The organism is Ruminococcus sporogenes, from assembly GCF_054655175.1.
On sequence record NZ_BAAHOA010000001.1, the window covers coordinates 897,647 to 915,970 of the forward strand.

18 protein-coding genes, 3 tRNA genes, 3 rRNA genes and 1 pseudogene are annotated in these 18,324 nt (G+C 39.9%); 20 read left to right on the forward strand and 5 right to left on the reverse strand.

The window, feature by feature from the left end; genetic code table 11:
* The first annotated feature begins 13 nt into the window (after window positions 1-13).
* From ACYQ0N_RS04810 to ACYQ0N_RS04820, 3 genes are read left to right on the forward strand one after another with little or no spacing between them, the layout of a single operon-like run.
* Entirely contained in the window at window positions 14-835 is an 822-nt protein-coding gene (locus tag ACYQ0N_RS04810; RefSeq protein WP_177532465.1) for a rolling circle replication-associated protein, read from the forward strand.
* A 3-nt stretch (window positions 836-838) separates the two neighbouring features.
* Entirely contained in the window at window positions 839-1,117 is a 279-nt protein-coding gene (locus ACYQ0N_RS04815; RefSeq protein ID WP_460162009.1) for a hypothetical protein, read from the forward strand.
* A 45-nt stretch (window positions 1,118-1,162) separates the two neighbouring features.
* Window positions 1,163-1,336, forward strand: a complete 174-nt coding sequence (locus tag ACYQ0N_RS04820) for a hypothetical protein (RefSeq protein ID WP_177532463.1) — start codon at window positions 1,163-1,165, stop codon at window positions 1,334-1,336.
* Between the two features lie 363 nt (window positions 1,337-1,699).
* Here ACYQ0N_RS04820 and ACYQ0N_RS04825 read toward each other — a convergent pair whose 3' ends face one another.
* Window positions 1,700-2,146: a helix-turn-helix domain-containing protein gene (locus ACYQ0N_RS04825; protein WP_177532462.1), complete on the reverse strand. Its 447-nt coding sequence runs from the start codon at window positions 2,144-2,146 to the stop codon at window positions 1,700-1,702.
* Window positions 2,147-2,334: 188 nt separating this feature from the next.
* Window positions 2,335-2,682 (reverse strand): sigma factor, encoded by a 348-nt coding sequence (locus ACYQ0N_RS04830; RefSeq protein ID WP_177532461.1) that lies wholly within the window; start codon window positions 2,680-2,682, stop codon window positions 2,335-2,337.
* A 471-nt stretch (window positions 2,683-3,153) separates the two neighbouring features.
* Between ACYQ0N_RS04830 and ACYQ0N_RS04835 the strand changes: the two genes are divergently transcribed.
* The 9 genes from ACYQ0N_RS04835 (at window position 3,154) to ACYQ0N_RS04875 (ending at window position 10,743) form a co-directional block, all read left to right on the forward strand.
* Window positions 3,154-4,666: ribosomal RNA gene (locus tag ACYQ0N_RS04835) — 16S ribosomal RNA — on the forward strand.
* Between the two features lie 87 nt (window positions 4,667-4,753).
* Window positions 4,754-4,829 (forward strand) — tRNA-Ala (locus ACYQ0N_RS04840).
* Window positions 4,830-4,833: 4 nt separating this feature from the next.
* Window positions 4,834-4,910, forward strand: a tRNA-Ile gene (locus ACYQ0N_RS04845).
* Window positions 4,911-5,109: 199 nt separating this feature from the next.
* Window positions 5,110-7,937 (forward strand): 23S ribosomal RNA (locus ACYQ0N_RS04850).
* Window positions 7,938-7,984: 47 nt separating this feature from the next.
* Window positions 7,985-8,101: ribosomal RNA gene (gene rrf, locus ACYQ0N_RS04855) — 5S ribosomal RNA — on the forward strand.
* The 16S, 23S and 5S rRNA genes sit together here with 3 tRNA genes alongside, the layout of an rRNA operon.
* 39 nt (window positions 8,102-8,140) lie before the next feature.
* Window positions 8,141-8,216, forward strand: a tRNA-Asn gene (locus ACYQ0N_RS04860).
* An 892-nt stretch (window positions 8,217-9,108) separates the two neighbouring features.
* A complete protein-coding gene (locus tag ACYQ0N_RS04865) occupies window positions 9,109-9,441 on the forward strand; it encodes a plasmid mobilization protein (RefSeq protein ID WP_177531348.1) in 333 nt (110 codons plus the stop codon).
* Entirely contained in the window at window positions 9,402-9,869 is a 468-nt protein-coding gene (locus ACYQ0N_RS04870) for a relaxase/mobilization nuclease domain-containing protein (protein ID WP_177531347.1), read from the forward strand. The genes ACYQ0N_RS04865 and ACYQ0N_RS04870 overlap by 40 nt, the downstream gene beginning before the upstream one ends.
* 544 nt (window positions 9,870-10,413) lie before the next feature.
* Window positions 10,414-10,743 (forward strand): helix-turn-helix domain-containing protein, encoded by a 330-nt coding sequence (locus tag ACYQ0N_RS04875; RefSeq protein WP_460162010.1) that lies wholly within the window; start codon window positions 10,414-10,416, stop codon window positions 10,741-10,743.
* A gap of 42 nt (window positions 10,744-10,785) precedes the next feature.
* Here ACYQ0N_RS04875 and ACYQ0N_RS04880 read toward each other — a convergent pair whose 3' ends face one another.
* Window positions 10,786-10,971 (reverse strand): hypothetical protein, encoded by a 186-nt coding sequence (locus tag ACYQ0N_RS04880; RefSeq protein WP_460162011.1) that lies wholly within the window; start codon window positions 10,969-10,971, stop codon window positions 10,786-10,788.
* 204 nt (window positions 10,972-11,175) lie between these two features.
* On the opposite strand from ACYQ0N_RS04880, the gene ACYQ0N_RS04885 reads away from it, so the two are divergent.
* From ACYQ0N_RS04885 to ACYQ0N_RS04900, 4 genes are all read left to right on the forward strand, one after another.
* On the forward strand, window positions 11,176-11,952 hold the full coding sequence (locus tag ACYQ0N_RS04885) for a ParA family protein (protein WP_460162012.1): 777 nt from the start codon (window positions 11,176-11,178) through the stop codon (window positions 11,950-11,952).
* A 2-nt stretch (window positions 11,953-11,954) separates the two neighbouring features.
* Window positions 11,955-12,872 (forward strand): ParB/RepB/Spo0J family partition protein, encoded by a 918-nt coding sequence (locus tag ACYQ0N_RS04890; protein WP_177531624.1) that lies wholly within the window; start codon window positions 11,955-11,957, stop codon window positions 12,870-12,872.
* 405 nt (window positions 12,873-13,277) lie between these two features.
* Entirely contained in the window at window positions 13,278-13,628 is a 351-nt protein-coding gene (locus ACYQ0N_RS04895) for a hypothetical protein (protein ID WP_460162013.1), read from the forward strand.
* A 35-nt stretch (window positions 13,629-13,663) separates the two neighbouring features.
* Entirely contained in the window at window positions 13,664-14,080 is a 417-nt protein-coding gene (locus ACYQ0N_RS04900) for a hypothetical protein (protein WP_460161541.1), read from the forward strand.
* On the opposite strand, the gene ACYQ0N_RS04905 is transcribed toward ACYQ0N_RS04900, so the two are convergent.
* Complete coding sequence (locus ACYQ0N_RS04905) at window positions 14,049-15,296, reverse strand: helicase-related protein (RefSeq protein WP_460162014.1); 1,248 nt, start codon at window positions 15,294-15,296, stop codon at window positions 14,049-14,051. The genes ACYQ0N_RS04900 and ACYQ0N_RS04905 overlap by 32 nt on opposite strands.
* Window positions 15,297-15,351: 55 nt before the next feature.
* Window positions 15,352-16,110, reverse strand: coding sequence for a hypothetical protein (locus ACYQ0N_RS04910; protein WP_460162015.1), 759 nt, complete (start codon window positions 16,108-16,110; stop codon window positions 15,352-15,354).
* A 315-nt stretch (window positions 16,111-16,425) separates the two neighbouring features.
* Here ACYQ0N_RS04910 and ACYQ0N_RS04915 point away from each other — a divergent pair.
* From ACYQ0N_RS04915 to ACYQ0N_RS04930, 4 genes and pseudogenes are all read left to right on the forward strand, one after another.
* Window positions 16,426-16,743 (forward strand): annotated as a pseudogene (locus ACYQ0N_RS04915) (NUDIX domain-containing protein); the annotation flags it as partial.
* A gap of 9 nt (window positions 16,744-16,752) precedes the next feature.
* Window positions 16,753-17,508 (forward strand): EFR1 family ferrodoxin, encoded by a 756-nt coding sequence (locus tag ACYQ0N_RS04920; protein WP_177531351.1) that lies wholly within the window; start codon window positions 16,753-16,755, stop codon window positions 17,506-17,508.
* A 1-nt stretch (window position 17,509) separates the two neighbouring features.
* Window positions 17,510-18,031, forward strand: coding sequence for an AAA family ATPase (locus tag ACYQ0N_RS04925; protein WP_460162016.1), 522 nt, complete (start codon window positions 17,510-17,512; stop codon window positions 18,029-18,031).
* The gene (locus tag ACYQ0N_RS04930; RefSeq protein WP_460162017.1) at window positions 18,028-18,321 is read left to right on the forward strand and encodes a DUF3795 domain-containing protein; all 294 of its coding nucleotides are present in this window, start codon (window positions 18,028-18,030) and stop codon (window positions 18,319-18,321) included. Before ACYQ0N_RS04925 ends, ACYQ0N_RS04930 begins: the two co-directional genes overlap by 4 nt.
* The last annotated feature ends 3 nt before the right edge of the window (window positions 18,322-18,324 follow it).

Sequence of the window (18,324 nt, forward strand, 5' to 3'; positions counted from 1 at the left end):
GAGGTGGTTTTAATTGATTGAAACGAAAAAGTCTGTTAATGAAAAAGTTGACAGACAGCCGGATGACCATTCAAAAGCGAGTGTATTTATTACAAATCATATTATTGAGATTGTTGTAATAGAAAAACGCTCAAAGTATTTACACAATTTTAAAAAGTGTGGAAAATACACATATGTTGATATGCGAACTGGTGAAGTAAAGGAATATTCCGATAGTAATTCAATAAATCGGAATCGTTCTTTTACAAATCTAAGAAGATATATCAATGCAAATTTTATAGGTAAGCCAAATGAGATATTTTTGACTTTGACCTATACAGATCCGCAATTTGATCGTTCGCAAGTATCTGCTGATTTCAAACTTTTTTGGAAAAAATTTAAATACAGATACAAAAATTGCGAGTACATTTCAATTTTTGAGCCGCATTCCAACGGGAATTGGCATATTCATATTTTAATTAAGGATTTGCAGAAAAAGTATCTATTTATTGATTTAGATGAATGCAGAAGAATTTGGAACCATGGTTTTATCAAAATAATAAAACTTGAAAACAATGATAATATAGGCGCTTATTTTACACCAGGAAATAATACAAATTCCAATTCTTCTGATTCCAAAAACGATAGAATAAAATTCTATCCAAGAAACTCCAAATGCTTTACGCATTCAAAGAATATCAAGAAACCATATTGTAAAATTATGTCATACGAACAAGCGGAGAATATGGTTAAGGATTCAAAGGAAGTCTTTTCGGAAAATATCGGAATTTATGACGGTGATGAAGAAGTAAATACCATTTTTTATCGTCAGTATAACAGTAAAAGGGGAAAATAAATTATGAATACTAAATTTATATATTATTTGGATTGCTGCTTTGTGATTACAGAAACTGCACGTTTAATAAAATCTCAATATAACAATTTGCTTGAATCAAATAAACTTAGTTTATCAAAGCAAATTAAATATTTATTGAAAATTGAAAAGCTTCGGATAGAATACAGAAAAAAGTATCATAAGGCAAAAGAGGAGGCATTTAAAATCATAATTGAAAAACCCGAGCTGACAAATGATATAATTGAAAGCTTAAAAGAATTTAAAGCCTGTTTATTTGAATAATGGACAAAACATTGATAATATGCTTTTATTGAAAGCGGTGATGTCATGAAATGTATTGTTCATCTTCCAACGAAACAGGAATCAATCAGAGAATTACAAAGGCGTCTTGCGCAAGTTCATGCGGAGTTCGTTATTTCCGATCTTGAAAAAAAGAACTTGTCACGAGAGGAAAACGATAAAATATTCAATTTAATAAGCGATAAAGTTATGAATGAATAACTACATATCGCTAAAAGACGGAGCGTAAAAACTCCGTCTTATTTTTCGCATAAACATTTGAAATCATGGTCGTACAAGGCTTCATTGATATCCATAAGAGATTGTGATTTTTCAACCCCGAAAATGATAATGCTGTCACGCTCGTCTTTTGGGGAAAGAGGTGCATATTGGGCAATCTTTAAGACTGCTTTTTACGGGAAAGTTGAGGGGCTACCGAAAACTGCTGACACTAAAGCATATCAATATGCCTGAAATCTTAGCGGTAAGAATAATTTGCTCTCCTATTACATCATATTAAGGAACGTCCAGATAACCCTTTTAAGCCTTTCCATTTTCAAGGGCAAAGGGTTTCGCCGAAAGGATTCAAACGGTTCTGAGAGCGTGCGAAGCGTCTGATTGAATGTTCTTTAGCTGCAACAGCTTTTCAAACGTCTTTTTCTGAATACAAGCACGTTCCTGCTCCCATTTTTTGAGCGTACCAAGAGGAACAGAGATATATTTTGCAAATTCGGACTGCGTGAGTTTCATAGACTTGCGCAGTTCTTTTATCTGCCGTCCCTGTCCATGATAGAGAAACAAATTGTAATCATCAAGAAGTGCGGTTACATCAATTCCGAATAGTTCAGCAGCTTTTGCAAGCTTGTCCAGCGGATAGGCTTCCAAAACATTCTCCTCATAACGTGAATAAGTAGTCCTGTCAACTTCCATGACCTTAGCGACATCGCGCTGTAAAAGTCCGTTCTGAATGCGATACCATTTCAGCTTGTCCGATACTGATTCAAGCCTGTTTGGATTCGGATTTTCAAACAAGAACCTCTGAGCCTGTGTCAAATGACGTTTTGTAAGGAATCTGAACGAGTGTATGTACAGCGGAGCATATCTGACATTGCCATTATGAAACTTGTAAAGAATACAGAAGCCATTACCGACTTTCCGATAGATTTTCCATGAATCTGAATAAGGCTCTTGTTTTACTTCCTGTGGATTATTTAGAGCCGTTATGATACCGTTGCTTTTTCAATACATCTGCTTGCATAAGTGGCAAACCTGTTCCCTTTTGAATAATCAAATGTGGAAACCGCTTTGATAAGTCCTATTGTTCCTATTGATATCAATTCATCCTGTTCTTTTATATTTGAATAATATTTTTTAATGATATGAGCGACAAGTCTTAAATTATGTTCAATAAGCTTTGTACGCGCATTGCTATCTCCTTCCCCCATAAGCTTGAAATATTCCTCTTCCTCTTTTTTAGACAGCGGTTTAGGAAAAACGTTTCTGCTGTCTACATGTAATGCGAAAAAAAATAAATTACTTAATATTGATTGTAACATATTTAAAAACATTTTAATGCCTCCTTATAATATTTATACTATGTTATACAGCTTGTTTATTATAATTAAAGGGGATTTAAGTCAGTAAACATTATTGTTTATTGTGCATAATATTGCATTTATCAGAGAATTCACAATATATTTTGTATATTCCGTCAAATCTCAAAAAAAAGATTGACAAAAGAGTAAGGAGGTGATATAATAATAAAGCTGTCGAACGAGAGAGAGCGAAGTCGGAAAATTTTTTTCTCCCAAAAGGTATTGACAAGAGAGAGAAGAAGTGATATAATAGACGAGCGCTCAAAGGAAGCGAGAGAGCGAAGGTATCTTGAAAATTGAACAATGCTAAGAAAAAACAAAACCCTTGTAAATTCTGTATTAATTGAGAGATTAATACAAGAGTAAAAACACAAGCGAAAGAATTGCGAGCAATCGTAATGAAACGGGAGATAGTAAATACCGGAAGGTATTTAATATACAAACTTAATAAAGAGTTTGATCCTGGCTCAGGACGAACGCTGGCGGCACGCCTAACACATGCAAGTCGAACGGACTTAAAAGAGCTTGCTTTTTTAAGTTAGTGGCGGACGGGTGAGTAACACGTGAGCAACCTGCCTCTGAGAGGGGGATAGCTTCTGGAAACGGATGGTAATACCCCATAAAATATAAATATCGCATGATAGATATATCAAAGAAATTCGCTCAGAGATGGGCTCGCGTCTGATTAGATAGTTGGTGAGGTAACGGCTCACCAAGTCGACGATCAGTAGCCGGACTGAGAGGTTGAACGGCCACATTGGGACTGAGACACGGCCCAGACTCCTACGGGAGGCAGCAGTGGGGAATATTGCACAATGGAGGGAACTCTGATGCAGCGATGCCGCGTGGAGGAAGAAGGTTTTCGGATTGTAAACTCCTTTTATCAGGGACGATAATGACGGTACCTGAAGAAAAAGCTCCGGCTAACTACGTGCCAGCAGCCGCGGTAATACGTAGGGAGCGAGCGTTGTCCGGAATTACTGGGTGTAAAGGGAGCGTAGGCGGGATAGCAAGTCAGATGTGAAAACTATGGGCTCAACCTGTAGATTGCATTTGAAACTGTTGTTCTTGAGTGAAGTAGAGGTAAGCGGAATTCCTAGTGTAGCGGTGAAATGCGTAGATATTAGGAGGAACATCGGTGGCGAAGGCGGCTTACTGGGCTTTTACTGACGCTGAGGCTCGAAAGCGTGGGGAGCAAACAGGATTAGATACCCTGGTAGTCCACGCTGTAAACGATGATTACTAGGTGTGGGGGGACTGACCCCTTCCGTGCCGCAGTTAACACAATAAGTAATCCACCTGGGGAGTACGACCGCAAGGTTGAAACTCAAAGGAATTGACGGGGGCCCGCACAAGCAGTGGAGTATGTGGTTTAATTCGAAGCAACGCGAAGAACCTTACCAGGTCTTGACATCGTATGAATAGACTAGAGATAGTTGAAATCCCTTCGGGGACATATAGACAGGTGGTGCATGGTTGTCGTCAGCTCGTGTCGTGAGATGTTGGGTTAAGTCCCGCAACGAGCGCAACCCTTACCATTAGTTGCTACGCAAGAGCACTCTAATGGGACTGCCGTTGACAAAACGGAGGAAGGTGGGGATGACGTCAAATCATCATGCCCCTTATGACCTGGGCTACACACGTACTACAATGGCAATAAAACAGAGGGAAGCAAAACAGCGATGTGGAGCAAATCCCGAAAAATTGTCTCAGTTCAGATTGCAGGCTGAAACTCGCCTGCATGAAGTCGGAATTGCTAGTAATCGCAGATCAGCATGCTGCGGTGAATACGTTCCCGGGCCTTGTACACACCGCCCGTCACACCATGGGAGTCGGTAACACCCGAAGCCGATAGTCTAACCTGCAAAGGAGGACGTCGTCGAAGGTGGGATTGATGACTGGGGTGAAGTCGTAACAAGGTAGCCGTATCGGAAGGTGCGGCTGGATCACCTCCTTTCTAAGGAGCGAAAAGACGAAAGAGTCTGAAAGTTCCGGTCAGACAAGGGTTAAAAGCATTGTTTAATTTTGAAGATATCAGGAAGTCGGGGGTGTAGCTCAGCTGGGAGAGCACCTGCTTTGCAAGCAGGGGGTCAGGAGTTCGATCCTCCTCATCTCCACCAAAAAGGGCGCATAGCTCAGGTGGTTAGAGCGCACGCCTGATAAGCGTGAGGTCGGTGGTTCGAGTCCACTTGTGCCCACCATCGAGAAAAGAAATTAATAGATAATGGAAATTATCTGTTAATTTCTGTTCTTGAAAAAGGATAGAAAAAAAGGCATCTTGAAAATTGAATAAGAAAAGTATGAAGAAAATACAAAAAGTGAAACGACACGATTTTTAATAAAGAAATTAAAAGTCGGGTAAAAAAACTACAATGTATTGAGAACTCAGAAAAGACAAATGGTAAAGCTAGAAAGAGCGCAGGGCGGATGCCTTGGCATTGGGAACCGAAGAAGGACGCGGTTAACTGCGAAAAGCTGCGGTGAGTTGTAAGCGAACTAAGACCCGCAGATATCCGAATGGAGCAATCCACATGAGAGAAGCTCATGTATCATATACTGAATCAATAGGTATATGAGGGGAACCTCCCGAACTGAAACATCTAAGTAGGGAGAGGAAAAGAAATCAACCGAGATTTCGAGAGTAGTGGCGAGCGAAATCGAAAGAGGCCAAACCGACGGAAGCAATTCAGTCGGGGTTGCGGACTGCAAAAAGCATTGTCGAAGCTTAATAGAACAGGATGGGAAGCCTGACCGAAGAACGTGAAAGTCGTGTAAATGAAAAGCAGAGGCAGCAGGCAGAATCCAGAGTACCGCGGGACACGAGAAACCCCGTGGGAAGCAGGGGGGACCACCCTCCAAGCCTAAATATTCCCCAATGACCGATAGCGAAGAGTACTGTGAAGGAAAGGTGAAAAGAACCCCGGGAGGGGAGTGAAAAAGAACCTGAAACCCTGTGCTTACAAGCACTGAGAGCACGTCAAAGTGTGATCAGGTACCTTTTGTAGAATGGTCCGGCGAGTTATCGTATGCAGCAAGGTTAAGAACTTAAGGTTTGAAGCCGAAGCGAGAGCAAGTCTGAAAAGGGCGTCAAGTTGCATGCGATAGACCCGAAACCGAGTGACCTAGCCATGTCCAGGCTGAAGTGGAGGTAAAACTCCATGGAGGGCCGAACCGACCCCCGTTGAAAAGGTGGCGGATGAGGTGTGGCTAGCGGAGAAATTCCAATCGAACTCGGATATAGCTGGTTCTCCCCGAAATAGCTTTAGGGCTAGCGTTGTATTAGATTACCGGAGGTAAAGCACTGAATGGGCTAGGGGCCGAAAGGTTACTGAACCTTATCAAACTAAGAATGCCGGATAATTGATGTACAGCAGTCAGACTGTGTGAGATAAGTCTCACAGTCGAAAGGGAAACAGCCCAGACCCACAGCTAAGGTCCCGAAATAGATTTAAGTGGAAAAGGATGTGGGGTTGCACAGACAACCAGGATGTTGGCTTAGAAGCAGCCACTCATTAAAAGAGTGCGTAATAGCTCACTGGTCGAGTGACCCTGCGCCGAAAATTCAACGGGGCTAAAATCTATACCGAAGCTTGGGCTGCAATTGAAAGATTGTGGGGTAGGGGAGCGTCGTATAAGAGGAGAAGTCATAGCGGAAGCGATGGTGGATTTTATACGAGTGAGAATGCCGGAATGAGTAGCGAGAATTATGTGAGAATCATAATGGCCGAAAATCTAAGGTTTTAGGAGGAAGGTTCGTCCGCTCCTAGTAAGCCGGGAGCTAAGGCGAGGCGGAAACGCGTAGCCGATGCACATACGGTAGAAATTCCGTAGCCTCTGAAAGATTTAAGCACAAGGACACTTGAGAAGCGTTTATCCGGGAGTTGGTGTTCCCGGTCGTAAGGGACCCCGAATGGGGGAAGTAAATGTGGATTGAGGCAAGAAAAGTTGTGTGAATATCTGAAGAGCCCGTACCGCAAACCGACACAGGTAGATAGGAAGAGAATTCTAAGGCCAACGGGAGAAGGGTTGTTAAGGAACTCGGCAAGTTGACTCCGTAACTTAGGGAGAAGGAGTGCTCGAAAGAGCCGCAGAGAATAGGCCCAAGCGACTGTTTAGCAAAAACACAGCTCTATGCTAAATCGAAAGATGACGTATATGGGGTGACACCTGCCCGGTGCTGGAAGGTTAAGAGGAGAAGTGAGAGCTTTGAATCGAAGCCCCAGTAAACGGCGGCCGTAACTATAACGGTCCTAAGGTAGCGAAATTCCTTGTCAGGTAAGTTCTGACCCGCACGAATGGTGTAACGATTTGGGCACTGTCTCAACAACCCGCCCGGCGAAATTGTAGTACCGGTGAAGATGCCGGTTACCCGCGACTAGACGGAAAGACCCCATGGAGCTTCACTGTAGCTTAATATTGGATTTTGGTATTTCATGTACAGGATAGGTGGGAGACTGAGAAGCAAAGGCGTCAGCTTTTGTGGAGTCGCTGTTGGGATACCACTCTTGAAGTGCTGAAATTCTAACCTGCGCCCTTGAATCAGGGCGGGGGACATTGTTAGGTGGGCAGTTTGACTGGGGCGGTCGCCTCCAAAAAGGTAACGGAGGCGCTCAAAGGTTCGCTCAGCATGGATGGAAACCATGCCAGAGAGTGTAAACGCAAAAGCGAGCCTAACTGCGAGACTGACGGGTCGAGCAGTAACGAAAGTTGGAGTTAGTGATCCGGCGGTATGTGAGTGGAAATGCCGTCGCTCAACGGATAAAAGCTACCCTGGGGATAACAGGCTGATCTCCCCCAAGAGTCCACATCGACGGGGAGGTTTGGCACCTCGATGTCGGCTCATCGCATCCTGGGGCTGAATTCGGTCCCAAGGGTTTGGCTGTTCGCCAATTAAAGCGGTACGCGAGCTGGGTTCAGAACGTCGTGAGACAGTTCGGTCCCTATCTGTCGTGGGCGAAGGATATTTGAAAGGAGCTGTCCCTAGTACGAGAGGACCGGGATGGACGCACCTCTGGTGTACCAGTTGTCACGCCAGTGGCACAGCTGGGCAGCTAAGTGCGGAACGGATAAACGCTGAAGGCATCTAAGCGTGAAGCCGGCCTTAAGATAAGATATCCCATTACGTAAGTAAGTAAGACCCCTCAAAGACTATGAGGTTGATAGGTCTGAGGTGTAAGCATGGCGACATGTTAAGCCAGCGGATACTAATAGGTCGAGGGCTTTTCCTTTTGTCAGAGTTCAAATCTTTGCTTTTCTGTTCAATTTAAAAGAGTCAGCCGGTGTTAATGGCGATGAGGTTCCACCTGTTCCCTTTCCGAACACAGAAGTTAAGCTCATCTGCGTAGAAGATACTTGGACGGTGACGTCCTGGGAAAATATATCAATGCCGGCTTTTTGCTTTTTATTTGTTTTGTGTAATGTATATATATATTCCTCAATAGCTCAGTCGGTAGAGCATGCGGCTGTTAACCGCAGGGTCGTTGGTTCGAGTCCAACTTGGGGAGCCAAAGGTAAGTACTAAAACCATCTGCTTACAGCGGCATTTATGTTGTTTGATAACGGAGGAAACTCCGCAGGCGGCTGTGAGCAGTGATTTTAGTTTATGTTAATTTTGATAGTGAATAGCTGCCTGAAAGAAATATTCAATTTTGTTTAGAAAAAGCAATAAGCCCGCCAGTTCCGATGGAGGAATATCTGACGAGCTTATGAAATCTATTCGAGCATACATGTACGTACGCTGAGATAGCATTCTCACTAAGTCAATCAGATAGGGTTGTATCTGCGTTGATTATGGAGCATTGAACGTTTCGCAGACGTTCAATGCTTTGTGGGGGTGCTTTTTCTGTTTTGTATTTTAACATGAAGGAAAAATTTTGTCAAGTATTTTTTTCAAAAATATTTTTCTGGTATTTTTCAGCAATTATAGGAATCGAGATTTTAATCTCGGTTCCTTATTTTTTTTGCAATGTCGAAAAAAATTTTTTTCTTCATTTTTTTTAATAGTTCGGATATATTTTAAACGCCGTATTTACGGCGTTTTTTTATTTTATCGGATTGACGTTTATGAATAGAAGAATAATTCTGCCCTCTTGACAAAATAAAAATTCATGATTATAATTTAAAATCAAATTGAGGCGATCGCTTTTGGACTTTCGATTTCTGATTTTTCAGAATCAAAAAATCCTTGGATTTTTTGAAAAAATACAGCGCATTCATGCGCTGTAAATCCGAATTTTGTCCGGAGATGAATCTTCTGAAAAATTCGGAGGGCTGAATAGCAAGGAACGCCGGTGTGGACACACTCGGCAATTTTTACAAAAACTCAACGGAGTTTAGTTTTGAAAAAATTAATCTTTTGGGAGCGCCCAAACCCCGAAAAAAGTCAAGAAAGGATAAGCAATGTCAATAGAAAGAAAACGTAATTATTTGATAAAATTTTATGTAGACGGAGAAGAAAAAAAGTTCATAATTGAGAAGATGAAAGCTGCCGGAATTAAAAATCTAAGCGCCTATTTAAGAAAGATTTCAATAGAGGGAAAAATAGAAATTGTTGATTATTCAGAAATAAGAAAATTTGTATCGGAGATTAATAAAATAGGGGTAAATATTAATCAGATAGTTAAGCGCGTCAACGAAACTAAATCGGTGTTTCGAGAGGATATTAAAGATATTCAGAATAAACTGGAGGAAATATGGCTTATACAGAAATACATCCTATCAAAGTTACCTTAGGCAAAGCTATCGACTATATTTGCAACAAAGAAAAAACAGAAAACGGTTTTTGGATTTCTACTCATAATTGTCAACATCGTACAGCGGAATACGAGTTTGGTTTTACAAGAAAATCAATGAACAGCAATGTTGAAAATCTTGCTTTTCATGCAATTCAGTCATTCAAAAAAGGAGAGGTGACCGCAGAACAGGCTCATGAAATCGGACTTGAAACTATGAAAAGAATGCTTGACGAACAATATGAATTTGTACTCTCAACTCATGTCGATAAAGCCTGCATACATAACCATATAATTATCAATTCCGTCAATTTTCATAACGGTAAAGCATTTATAATAGGAATTATAATCGGAGCTACATTTGGAGCAATGATAATGGCTCTTGCAGCTGCTTCCGGAAGATCGGACCGTAAGGAATGTAGACATTAAATAAAAAAATTCGCCAATGGCGAATAAGGAGGAAATTATTATGACGCAGGAAAAGCCCAAGAAGAAAAATGGAGAGGACAGAAAATGATTAAGAATAATAGTATTTAATTTTATCCACACTTTTGGGTATTATAGTTTATCTTAAAGACTTGATTTTTGAATTTTTACCTGATAACTTATTCGAATCAGAAATCAAGTTCATCAATCAACTTGGATATTCAAATAAACAAATTTATGAATTGATCTTCAGTTTAGTTTTAACTCCAATTCTAATTACCAATGTATTAGCAGCGCTTCTATGCGAATTAAAAGCATATTGGATAGAAAAGTATAATAATGGCGTTGATATAACGCTTGAGCTTATAAAGGAAAAGTCTGAAAAATAAAATGTCAAAGAGGATTAAAATCTATAAATTATATCTACAAAACCAATAAATATAATCATAAATTTGACATAAAATACCAAATATATTTGATAATTAAATATTAAACCCATATATATGATAGAATTTTATGTAAAATAAAATTCAAGGAGGTCATATTTATGGCTTATTATCAAAGATTGAAGGACTTAAAGGAGGACGCGGATTTGACTCAGGCGAAAGTTTCTGAAATAATTGATGTATCAACTAATCATTATGGAAAATACGAACGAGGCGATATTGATATACCTTTTTCAAAAGCAATCATATTAGCGGATCATTATGATGTATCATTAGATTACATAGCCGGAAGGACCAATGACAAAACTTTTTGTAAAAGTATATCGCCATCGCGCTTTACTGAAAAATTTAACCGCCTTAATCATGAAAACAAGGCAAGAATAGATGAAAGAATGTCCCAAATGTTAGAAGATCAAGGAATAAAAAAGTAAAAAAGCCTTGCCATCAGGCAAGGCTATATTTCTGGAAATAAATCAATCATTTTTATTCATATCATCTTCAATTAATTTATTTATGTATCCATTTAAACTCATACCACAATTTTTAGCATGAGTTTTAATTAAATCACGTTTTCCTTTTTTAACAATTATTTTTATTTGATCATAAGCTTTTGCATTGTATTTTTCATTTGCTTTCTTTCTGGCTTCAGACATTGCCATAAAATCACAACCTTTCTCTTTAATTATATCACAAGTCTATACACTTGTACATGTGCATATTGTACAAATAATAAATGGTTTTTTTGGGTGTTATGCCTATTGAAATGTACTGGTACATGTGTTATAATATAAATACAGTAAAAAACAAAAACACAATTCGCCAATGGCGAACTCAAAATCAATAAAATAAAGGAGATAAAAATCATGTGTAAAATTATATCAATAGCTAATCAAAAGGGAGGAGTAGGTAAAACCACTACTACATTGAATTTGGGTACTGCTCTTGCTATGAACGGATTAAAAGTACTTCTGATAGACCTTGATCCACAAGCTAATCTGTCCAGTTATCTTGGATTTGACGGAGACGGCAAGCCTACAATAAGTAATATGATATTAAGTATTGCTAACAATATGAAGATTACACCGGAGGAATTTTCAGAATGTGTAAGAGCTTCAGAGCAGAATAAAATCAGCTACATTCCTTCAGATATTAATCTTGCCAACGCTGAAGCGTATCTGATGAACGCTCTTTCAAGGGAAACTGTTCTGAAAAGGATTCTTACAGCCGACAATTTAAATGATTATGATTATGTTTTAATCGACTGCTTGCCCTCGTTGGGAATACTTCTGATTAACGCTCTGACCGCGTCTAATAACGTTATAATTCCGGTACAAACCCAAAAATTTGCCTTTGAAGGACTTGCAAGTCTGACAAACATCTGCGATCAGGTAAGAGAAACAATAAACAAGGATCTGAAATACTGCGGAGTACTTGCTACCATGTTCGATAATACCAACATGAGCAGAAGCACTTCTGAATCCCTTCACGAAAAATACAACGGACTTCTGTTTGATACTGTTATTCATAAATCCGTTGAAGCCGCCAACAGCTCGGAGAAAAATAAAAGTCTGTGCCTGAACAAGACAAAGCTTGGTGAAGAATACAAGGCTCTTGCCGAAGAAGTATTAAGGAGATGTTGATAATGCTTGCAACCTTTGATATAGGAACAATGATGTCGCAGGAGAATCAGATAAAGGAAATACCGCTTGACATGCTCAATCATACGTATAACCACCAGTTTACTATGTACGATGATGAAAAACGAAGCGATATGACTGAAAGTATCAGAAAGCACGGCGTTATGCAGCCTGTTATTGTAAGACCCGATCCTCGTGAATTCGGAAAATATGAAATACTTGCGGGAAACAATCGCTGCCGCTGCAGCAGAGACGCGGGAAAAGAAACGATTCCGGCAATCATCAAAGAAAATCTTTCCGAAGAGGAAGCAAAAGTATATATCGCCTTTACTAATCTGCTTCAAAGAGGTTTCGGAGATATAAGAATTTCAGAACAGGCGGCGGTGATAGCCGCTTATCATTCAGAGCTGTTTACATCGGAAAAAAGAAACGCTATCGCCGATGAGCTTACAGCAATGGAAAACGGCGTATCCGGTAAAAGCAAGCTTGCAGCCGCCGGAGAGGAATACGGTCTGAGCAAGGACAGCGTCGCTCGTTTGATCAGAATCAATAAGCTTATACCTCAGCTTAAGCCTTGGGTTGATTCCAAGCAGCTTGCAGTCAGAGCGGCTGTCGAACTGTCGTATATACCTGAGAACGGTCAGGAATTGATTTTTAACATTTGCAAGGATACGAGCAATGATAAGAAAATGTTTATGAAGATTGATACAAAACGCGCTACGCTGCTGAGAAAAGCGTTTCAGGATAATCCGGAGATCAGCCGAAACGAGGTTATAAGACTGTTTAGCGATAAACCTAAGAAAAGAGCTATAAAAATCAAACCTGAGCTTTATTCAAAGTATTTTGACGAGGACTCAGATGAAACAGAAATTATTGCGGTAATTGAAAAGGCTCTCGAATATTTCTTTGATGAAAATACCTGAATAAAAAAAGAAGTCTTTCAGCGGAAAAGACTTCAATTGACAAATATATACCGTTTATGATATAATTACCATTAAGGTGATTGCATAAAACGGTAGGCGGTTTCTCCCGACAAGGGAGGTGATAGCTATGATGACATTCTCTGACTTATGTTTATTTGTCACAATGCTCACAGGAGTTATCTCTCTTTGCTATCTTGTTTTTAACAAGAAAAAGTAAAGTTCTTTTTACATAGATAAAAAGAAATACCGCCATCTCTCTCAAAGTTTGCGGTATTTCTTTTATACTAATAATTTTGGAGAAACCGCTTATCGCAGTCACCTTTTTTCATTTACATTATACCATTACTAAATTAAAATGTCAAGTATAAATAAATTCGCCAACGGCGAATTGAACGGAGGATATACATGTTATTGCTTAAACTTTTGCTTCTGCCGTTAAAGCTTACAGCCAAGCTTTTGATTTACTCGATCGGTACGATTATTATATTATTCTTTTTTGTCATGACGATACCCAACGGAATTTTTTCAGGACTGATTAAAGTCATCGGAAGTTTTATTCTTCTTATGTGTGGATTTGCCTTTATATCAATGTTCTTTACTGTTGGATTTAGTTTGACAGGATTCATATCAATAGTGATAGCAGTAGGCTTTATAACGCTTGTAATGTTTGCGCCGGATATGATTCAGAATATATTGAACGGTATATCCGGAATAGCTTTTGCATTGTTTAATACAGCTTCATTCAGATTATTTTAAAAAATTCGCCAATGGCGAATAAGGAGGAAATTATTATGACACAGGAAATGTTTTTAGAATTTGACGATTTTAAGCTTGAGGTATTACGTGAAAAGGCTTATGAGCTTGACCTGAATCTTGAAACATATCTTTCATGCATGATTGAAGATATGGTAAGTCTTAACCCAATCGGTAAGGAAACCGAATCTGAAAAGCTTATGGAGCAGTATATTGAAAAGAAATGGGAGGATCGTGAAGCTGAACCTGCAATTGAACGGTTTAATGAAGAATACAGTCACTATATTCGCTCAACGATTGAAGATTACGAAGAAGAAAACCCTGACGGCAATCTGAAGGAATGCATTGATTATGTTTTACAGCATTGCAGCGAATATATTTATGAAGAAATGGAGTTCAATTGTGACCGTTATATAAGGCAACTTACAGAATCGCTTTACTCTGACAATAATTGACAATTAATTGATAACATGATATAATTAATTCATATAAATATGGAGGGATAGAAATGAAAAAAATCAATCTGTTTATTATCACAGCTTTAATTGCAATAATCTGCGCTGCCTTTGCGGTTTTAAGGGCTTCAATTCTGTCCTTACAACGGACTATTCTATCCTCAATATTATTCAGCGCGTTATTGATTTTCGTTATATTTCCTCCTTCGCTTTCGCTCATTATAATACTGACGCTTGATTTTCCCTTTATATAAAGATTAACTTTTCCAGCGCTGTCGGTATATACATCAAGCTTAAAGCCCTTGTATTCGCCTATGGTAACAGCATTGTTTTTGTTTCCTATTGCCGATTGTATTGCAGCTTTAATCAAGGCTGCTCCGGCTTCCTTTCTGTCTGTAAACGTTCTTCCGTTTACAGTCATAGGGCTGAAAGCTTCATGTCCTTCGCTGTCGTGTTCGATTGGATAATCCGCTAACGCTTTTCTGTCCGCCTCCATATTCTTAAGCTCTGAAATTTCATTTGCAAGCTCTTGAGGAAGCTTTACATGAACGGCGTCCTCAAGCCTGTAATGTATATTCATAAATTCAGACTTTATCATCTGAAGCTTTGAAATCTCTATATCGAGTTCCATTTTTTCCTTGATATGAGGATTTGCAATGCAAAGGGCTTTTACCTCCGCGTAACTGAGCGTTGATTCGTCAATATCGTCGCAGTTTCTTGCCGGGGTTTTTGAAGTCATGATCTGTGAGATAAACCGCTGCTTATTCTCAAGCGTCTGGAATAAATATGCGTCAAAGGTGTCCTTAGTTACATATCTGAAGAGCTGCACCTTTTTATTTTCGTTTCCTTGTCTTACCATACGCCCGCGGCGCTGCTCCATATCACGGGGTTTCCAAGGACAGTTTAAATCATGGGAAGCAATCAGCTTGTTCTGCACGTTCGTGCCTGCCCCCATTTTTGAAGTAGAACCGATCATAATCCGAACGTCCCCGTTACGAACCTTTTCAAAAAGCTTTTCCTTTGCCTCCTTTGTTTTGGCCGAATGAATAAACGCTATTTCTTCCTGAGGTACGCCCATATTAATCAGCTTGGAACGTATATCGTCATAGATATTGAATTTTGAGACTGGACATCCGTCTGCACATTTAAGCCCCAGAGCTGAATGAGCTTCGGCAGCACCTGGTAAATCGAAAAGGTGTTGAAATTGTCCAGCCACTCCTCCGGCGTGTCAGGAATGGAGGGGTCGGCGTGCTTCGCCATGACGTAGGCTATTAGCTGGAAGATATCTGATCCAGTGCTTTCAAAAGGGACTCGTCCTTCGGCTGTTCTCGGATGATTTCTTCAATTTCAGCGAGAATATTGATATTTACGTGGTATTCTTCCTCTTCGCGCTTTCTTGCGGCAGGTCTTTCCAAATACCCATAATTGTTCAAAAACAGGAGACACTCCCTCGCTATGCGGAAATCATTTGCACCGTCCGTGCAGTTCGGCCATCCAATCAGCGTGATCTCACCGGCACGGTACCAAAGGATGAAGTTCACATAGTCCTGCAGCGCCGCCTTTGCTCCCGACAATGGGATGACAATGCGGACAAGTTCATCCGGCGTAATGTATCCCTGCATCTGATCCAATTTCGTCAGTTCACACAAAATCTCCAGTATCAGCTTTAACGGGTGCAGCAGCAGCCCGGCAGTGTACCAACGGCTGCATTCGTCCTCGCTTTGAATTTGAGGGTTCGGCAAACGCAGCGTTTGAATTGTGATTGCGGCAAACTCAGTCTGGGAGGTGTCGCGGTCAGCCATTTTACGCCCAAACTCCGTCAGTTGGATGCGGCCGGATCGGTCATTTGGAATCAGCCCCACCGCACGCCAATACTGGCTACTGTTACGGATGATGTTGCGCTCCCCGGTGCGCCCTCCAAGGTTCACCTTGATGGAATCCGAAACATCATTTGACAGTTCAAGCATCTCCTTTGCAAATTCCGGGGAACTGTATTTCAGATTCTGCCCCAGCAATTCCAGCTTTCTCATGCGGCACAGGACACCCAGGAGAATGACGGGATCGTTCAGCCGTTCCGTGCATTGAAGGCTTCTTTGAATTTGAGAGAGCATTTTAATGCCCTTTCATAAGTACTTACAAAAACGGCGGATTTTTTAAGTCTGTTTTCGCAGATTTCTGAAAGTTTGTATATATGTACAAGTTTTAATATTTGTGTTGGTGCAAGATTATTGCTCTCTGTCTATTAGGAAAAAATGTGGAGATATTTTAGGAGCGGTACGGTATGAAAGTGAAAAGTTTGGAGGGTTGTATAAAAATATGCATAACTATGATGGCGTAACAGATGGGAGATTTTCGGTGGCTGTATTGAAAACAATGAAACGCCGAGAGAATGTATTATCCGTGAGTGTAACGAAGAGTTAGGAATTGATGATATTGATTTTAAATATATTGGTTTAATGAAATTTCTTATGATGCCTGACTATTTTTCTTCTGAGGAACGCATTGAATATGGTGGTTTGTATGGTGTTACTCTCGAAAATGTGAGTGTTGAAGAAATCTATCGGCATATTAATGACCGTGACGAAATAGTCAAAATTGCACTTTACAGAAATGTTAAGGATAAAGAGCCTATTGATGAAAAGCTGTTGGAGTATTATTTGTGATGATAATCAATGAAACCATTTCTTATAATATATTTTTCGGGTGTAGGTAATACGAAAGCTGTTGCCGAGCATATAAAAATTTGTGCAAATAAAACATCGACAGAAATTTACTCTATGGAAAAGATACCTGTTGATTTTTCCATAGACAACCACTCTGCTATAATTATTGGTACGCCTACATATCACTCCGAGCCTGCAAAGCCGCTGATGAAATTTCTTGAAATCATAACCGCTGACAGAAAAATTCCTGCGTTTATTTTTACAACATGCGGTCTTTATTCGGAAAACTGTCTGCGTATTCTTGCAAAGGAATGTCTGAAGCATAAAATTGTTCCTATACATTCAGCAAGCTATCGTTGTTCCGCAACAGACGGAATGCTGCTTACACCATTTATGGATTGCTGGTTTAAGGATGAAAAGGATTTGCAAGCGAAAATAAAAAGTGATTTCAGCACTTTTATAAGCAAGCTGAAATCACATTCAAGGGCTGATATTCCGAAATCAAAGTGGTACGCACCGCTGAATTATCCAAATAAAATGCTTGGCAAAGCTACAACTTTCCAGATATATCTTCATAAGGACAGATGTGTTAATTGCGGCAAGTGTGAAAGAAATTGTCCTCAAGGTGCGATTGCCGAAATTAACGGGTATCCTGTAATCAACAAGGCAAAATGTATGAATTGCTACCGCTGTATTCATCATTGTCCTAAACTGGCGTTGTCTTTGTTTAAGAATAAAACTGTGGAAAAAGTTTGGAGGAACTGAAATGCCAAAAATAATGATATGCGGATTAAACGGTGCAGGAAAAAGTACATTGGGCAAGGCGCTTGCCGATAAAACAGGCTGGACATTTAAAGATGTCGAGGATTACTATTTTCCGAAAACCGACCCGTCGTATCCTTATGCAGTACAGCGCACCGAGGAAGAAATTGTAAAACTGCTACATAATGATTTGTGTCAAAATGATAATATAATTTTTGCAGGAGTAAGAGGAAATTACAGTCCCGAAATTGCCGCTATCTTTACTCACGCAGTATTTGTTAGCGTTCCCAAAGAAATCAGAATGGAGCGTGTCCGTAAACGTGCTTTCGATAAATTCGGAGACAGGGTTTTACAGGGCGGGGATTTATATGAAAGAGAAAATGTGTTTTACGATATAATCGAAAAACGAACAGACGAGACAATAATCGATTGGCTTGAAACGCTGAATATCCCTGTTATTACAGTTGATGGAAGAAAAGTAGTTGAGGAAAATGTGAAGTGTATTTTGGAGGAACTTGTATTATGACAGACAAAGTGAATTTTTCTGAAATAACGCCTTGCGGTGGAAACTGTGGCGGTTGTAAGCATTTTATATCTGGAGATTGTATAGGCTGCTTGAAGAACGGCGGAGAGTGTATAAGTATGTGGCAGAACGGCTGTGATATTTTTCGTTGTTGCAAGAAGCATAATGCAAAATTCTGTGGTCTTTGCGGTGAATTTCCGTGCGATTGGCTTGTCAATAAAATGAGCGAATGGGATAAGAATGCCATTGAACATTTAAAAGAACTCGCTGAAAGCTATAAAAATATATGGTGATGA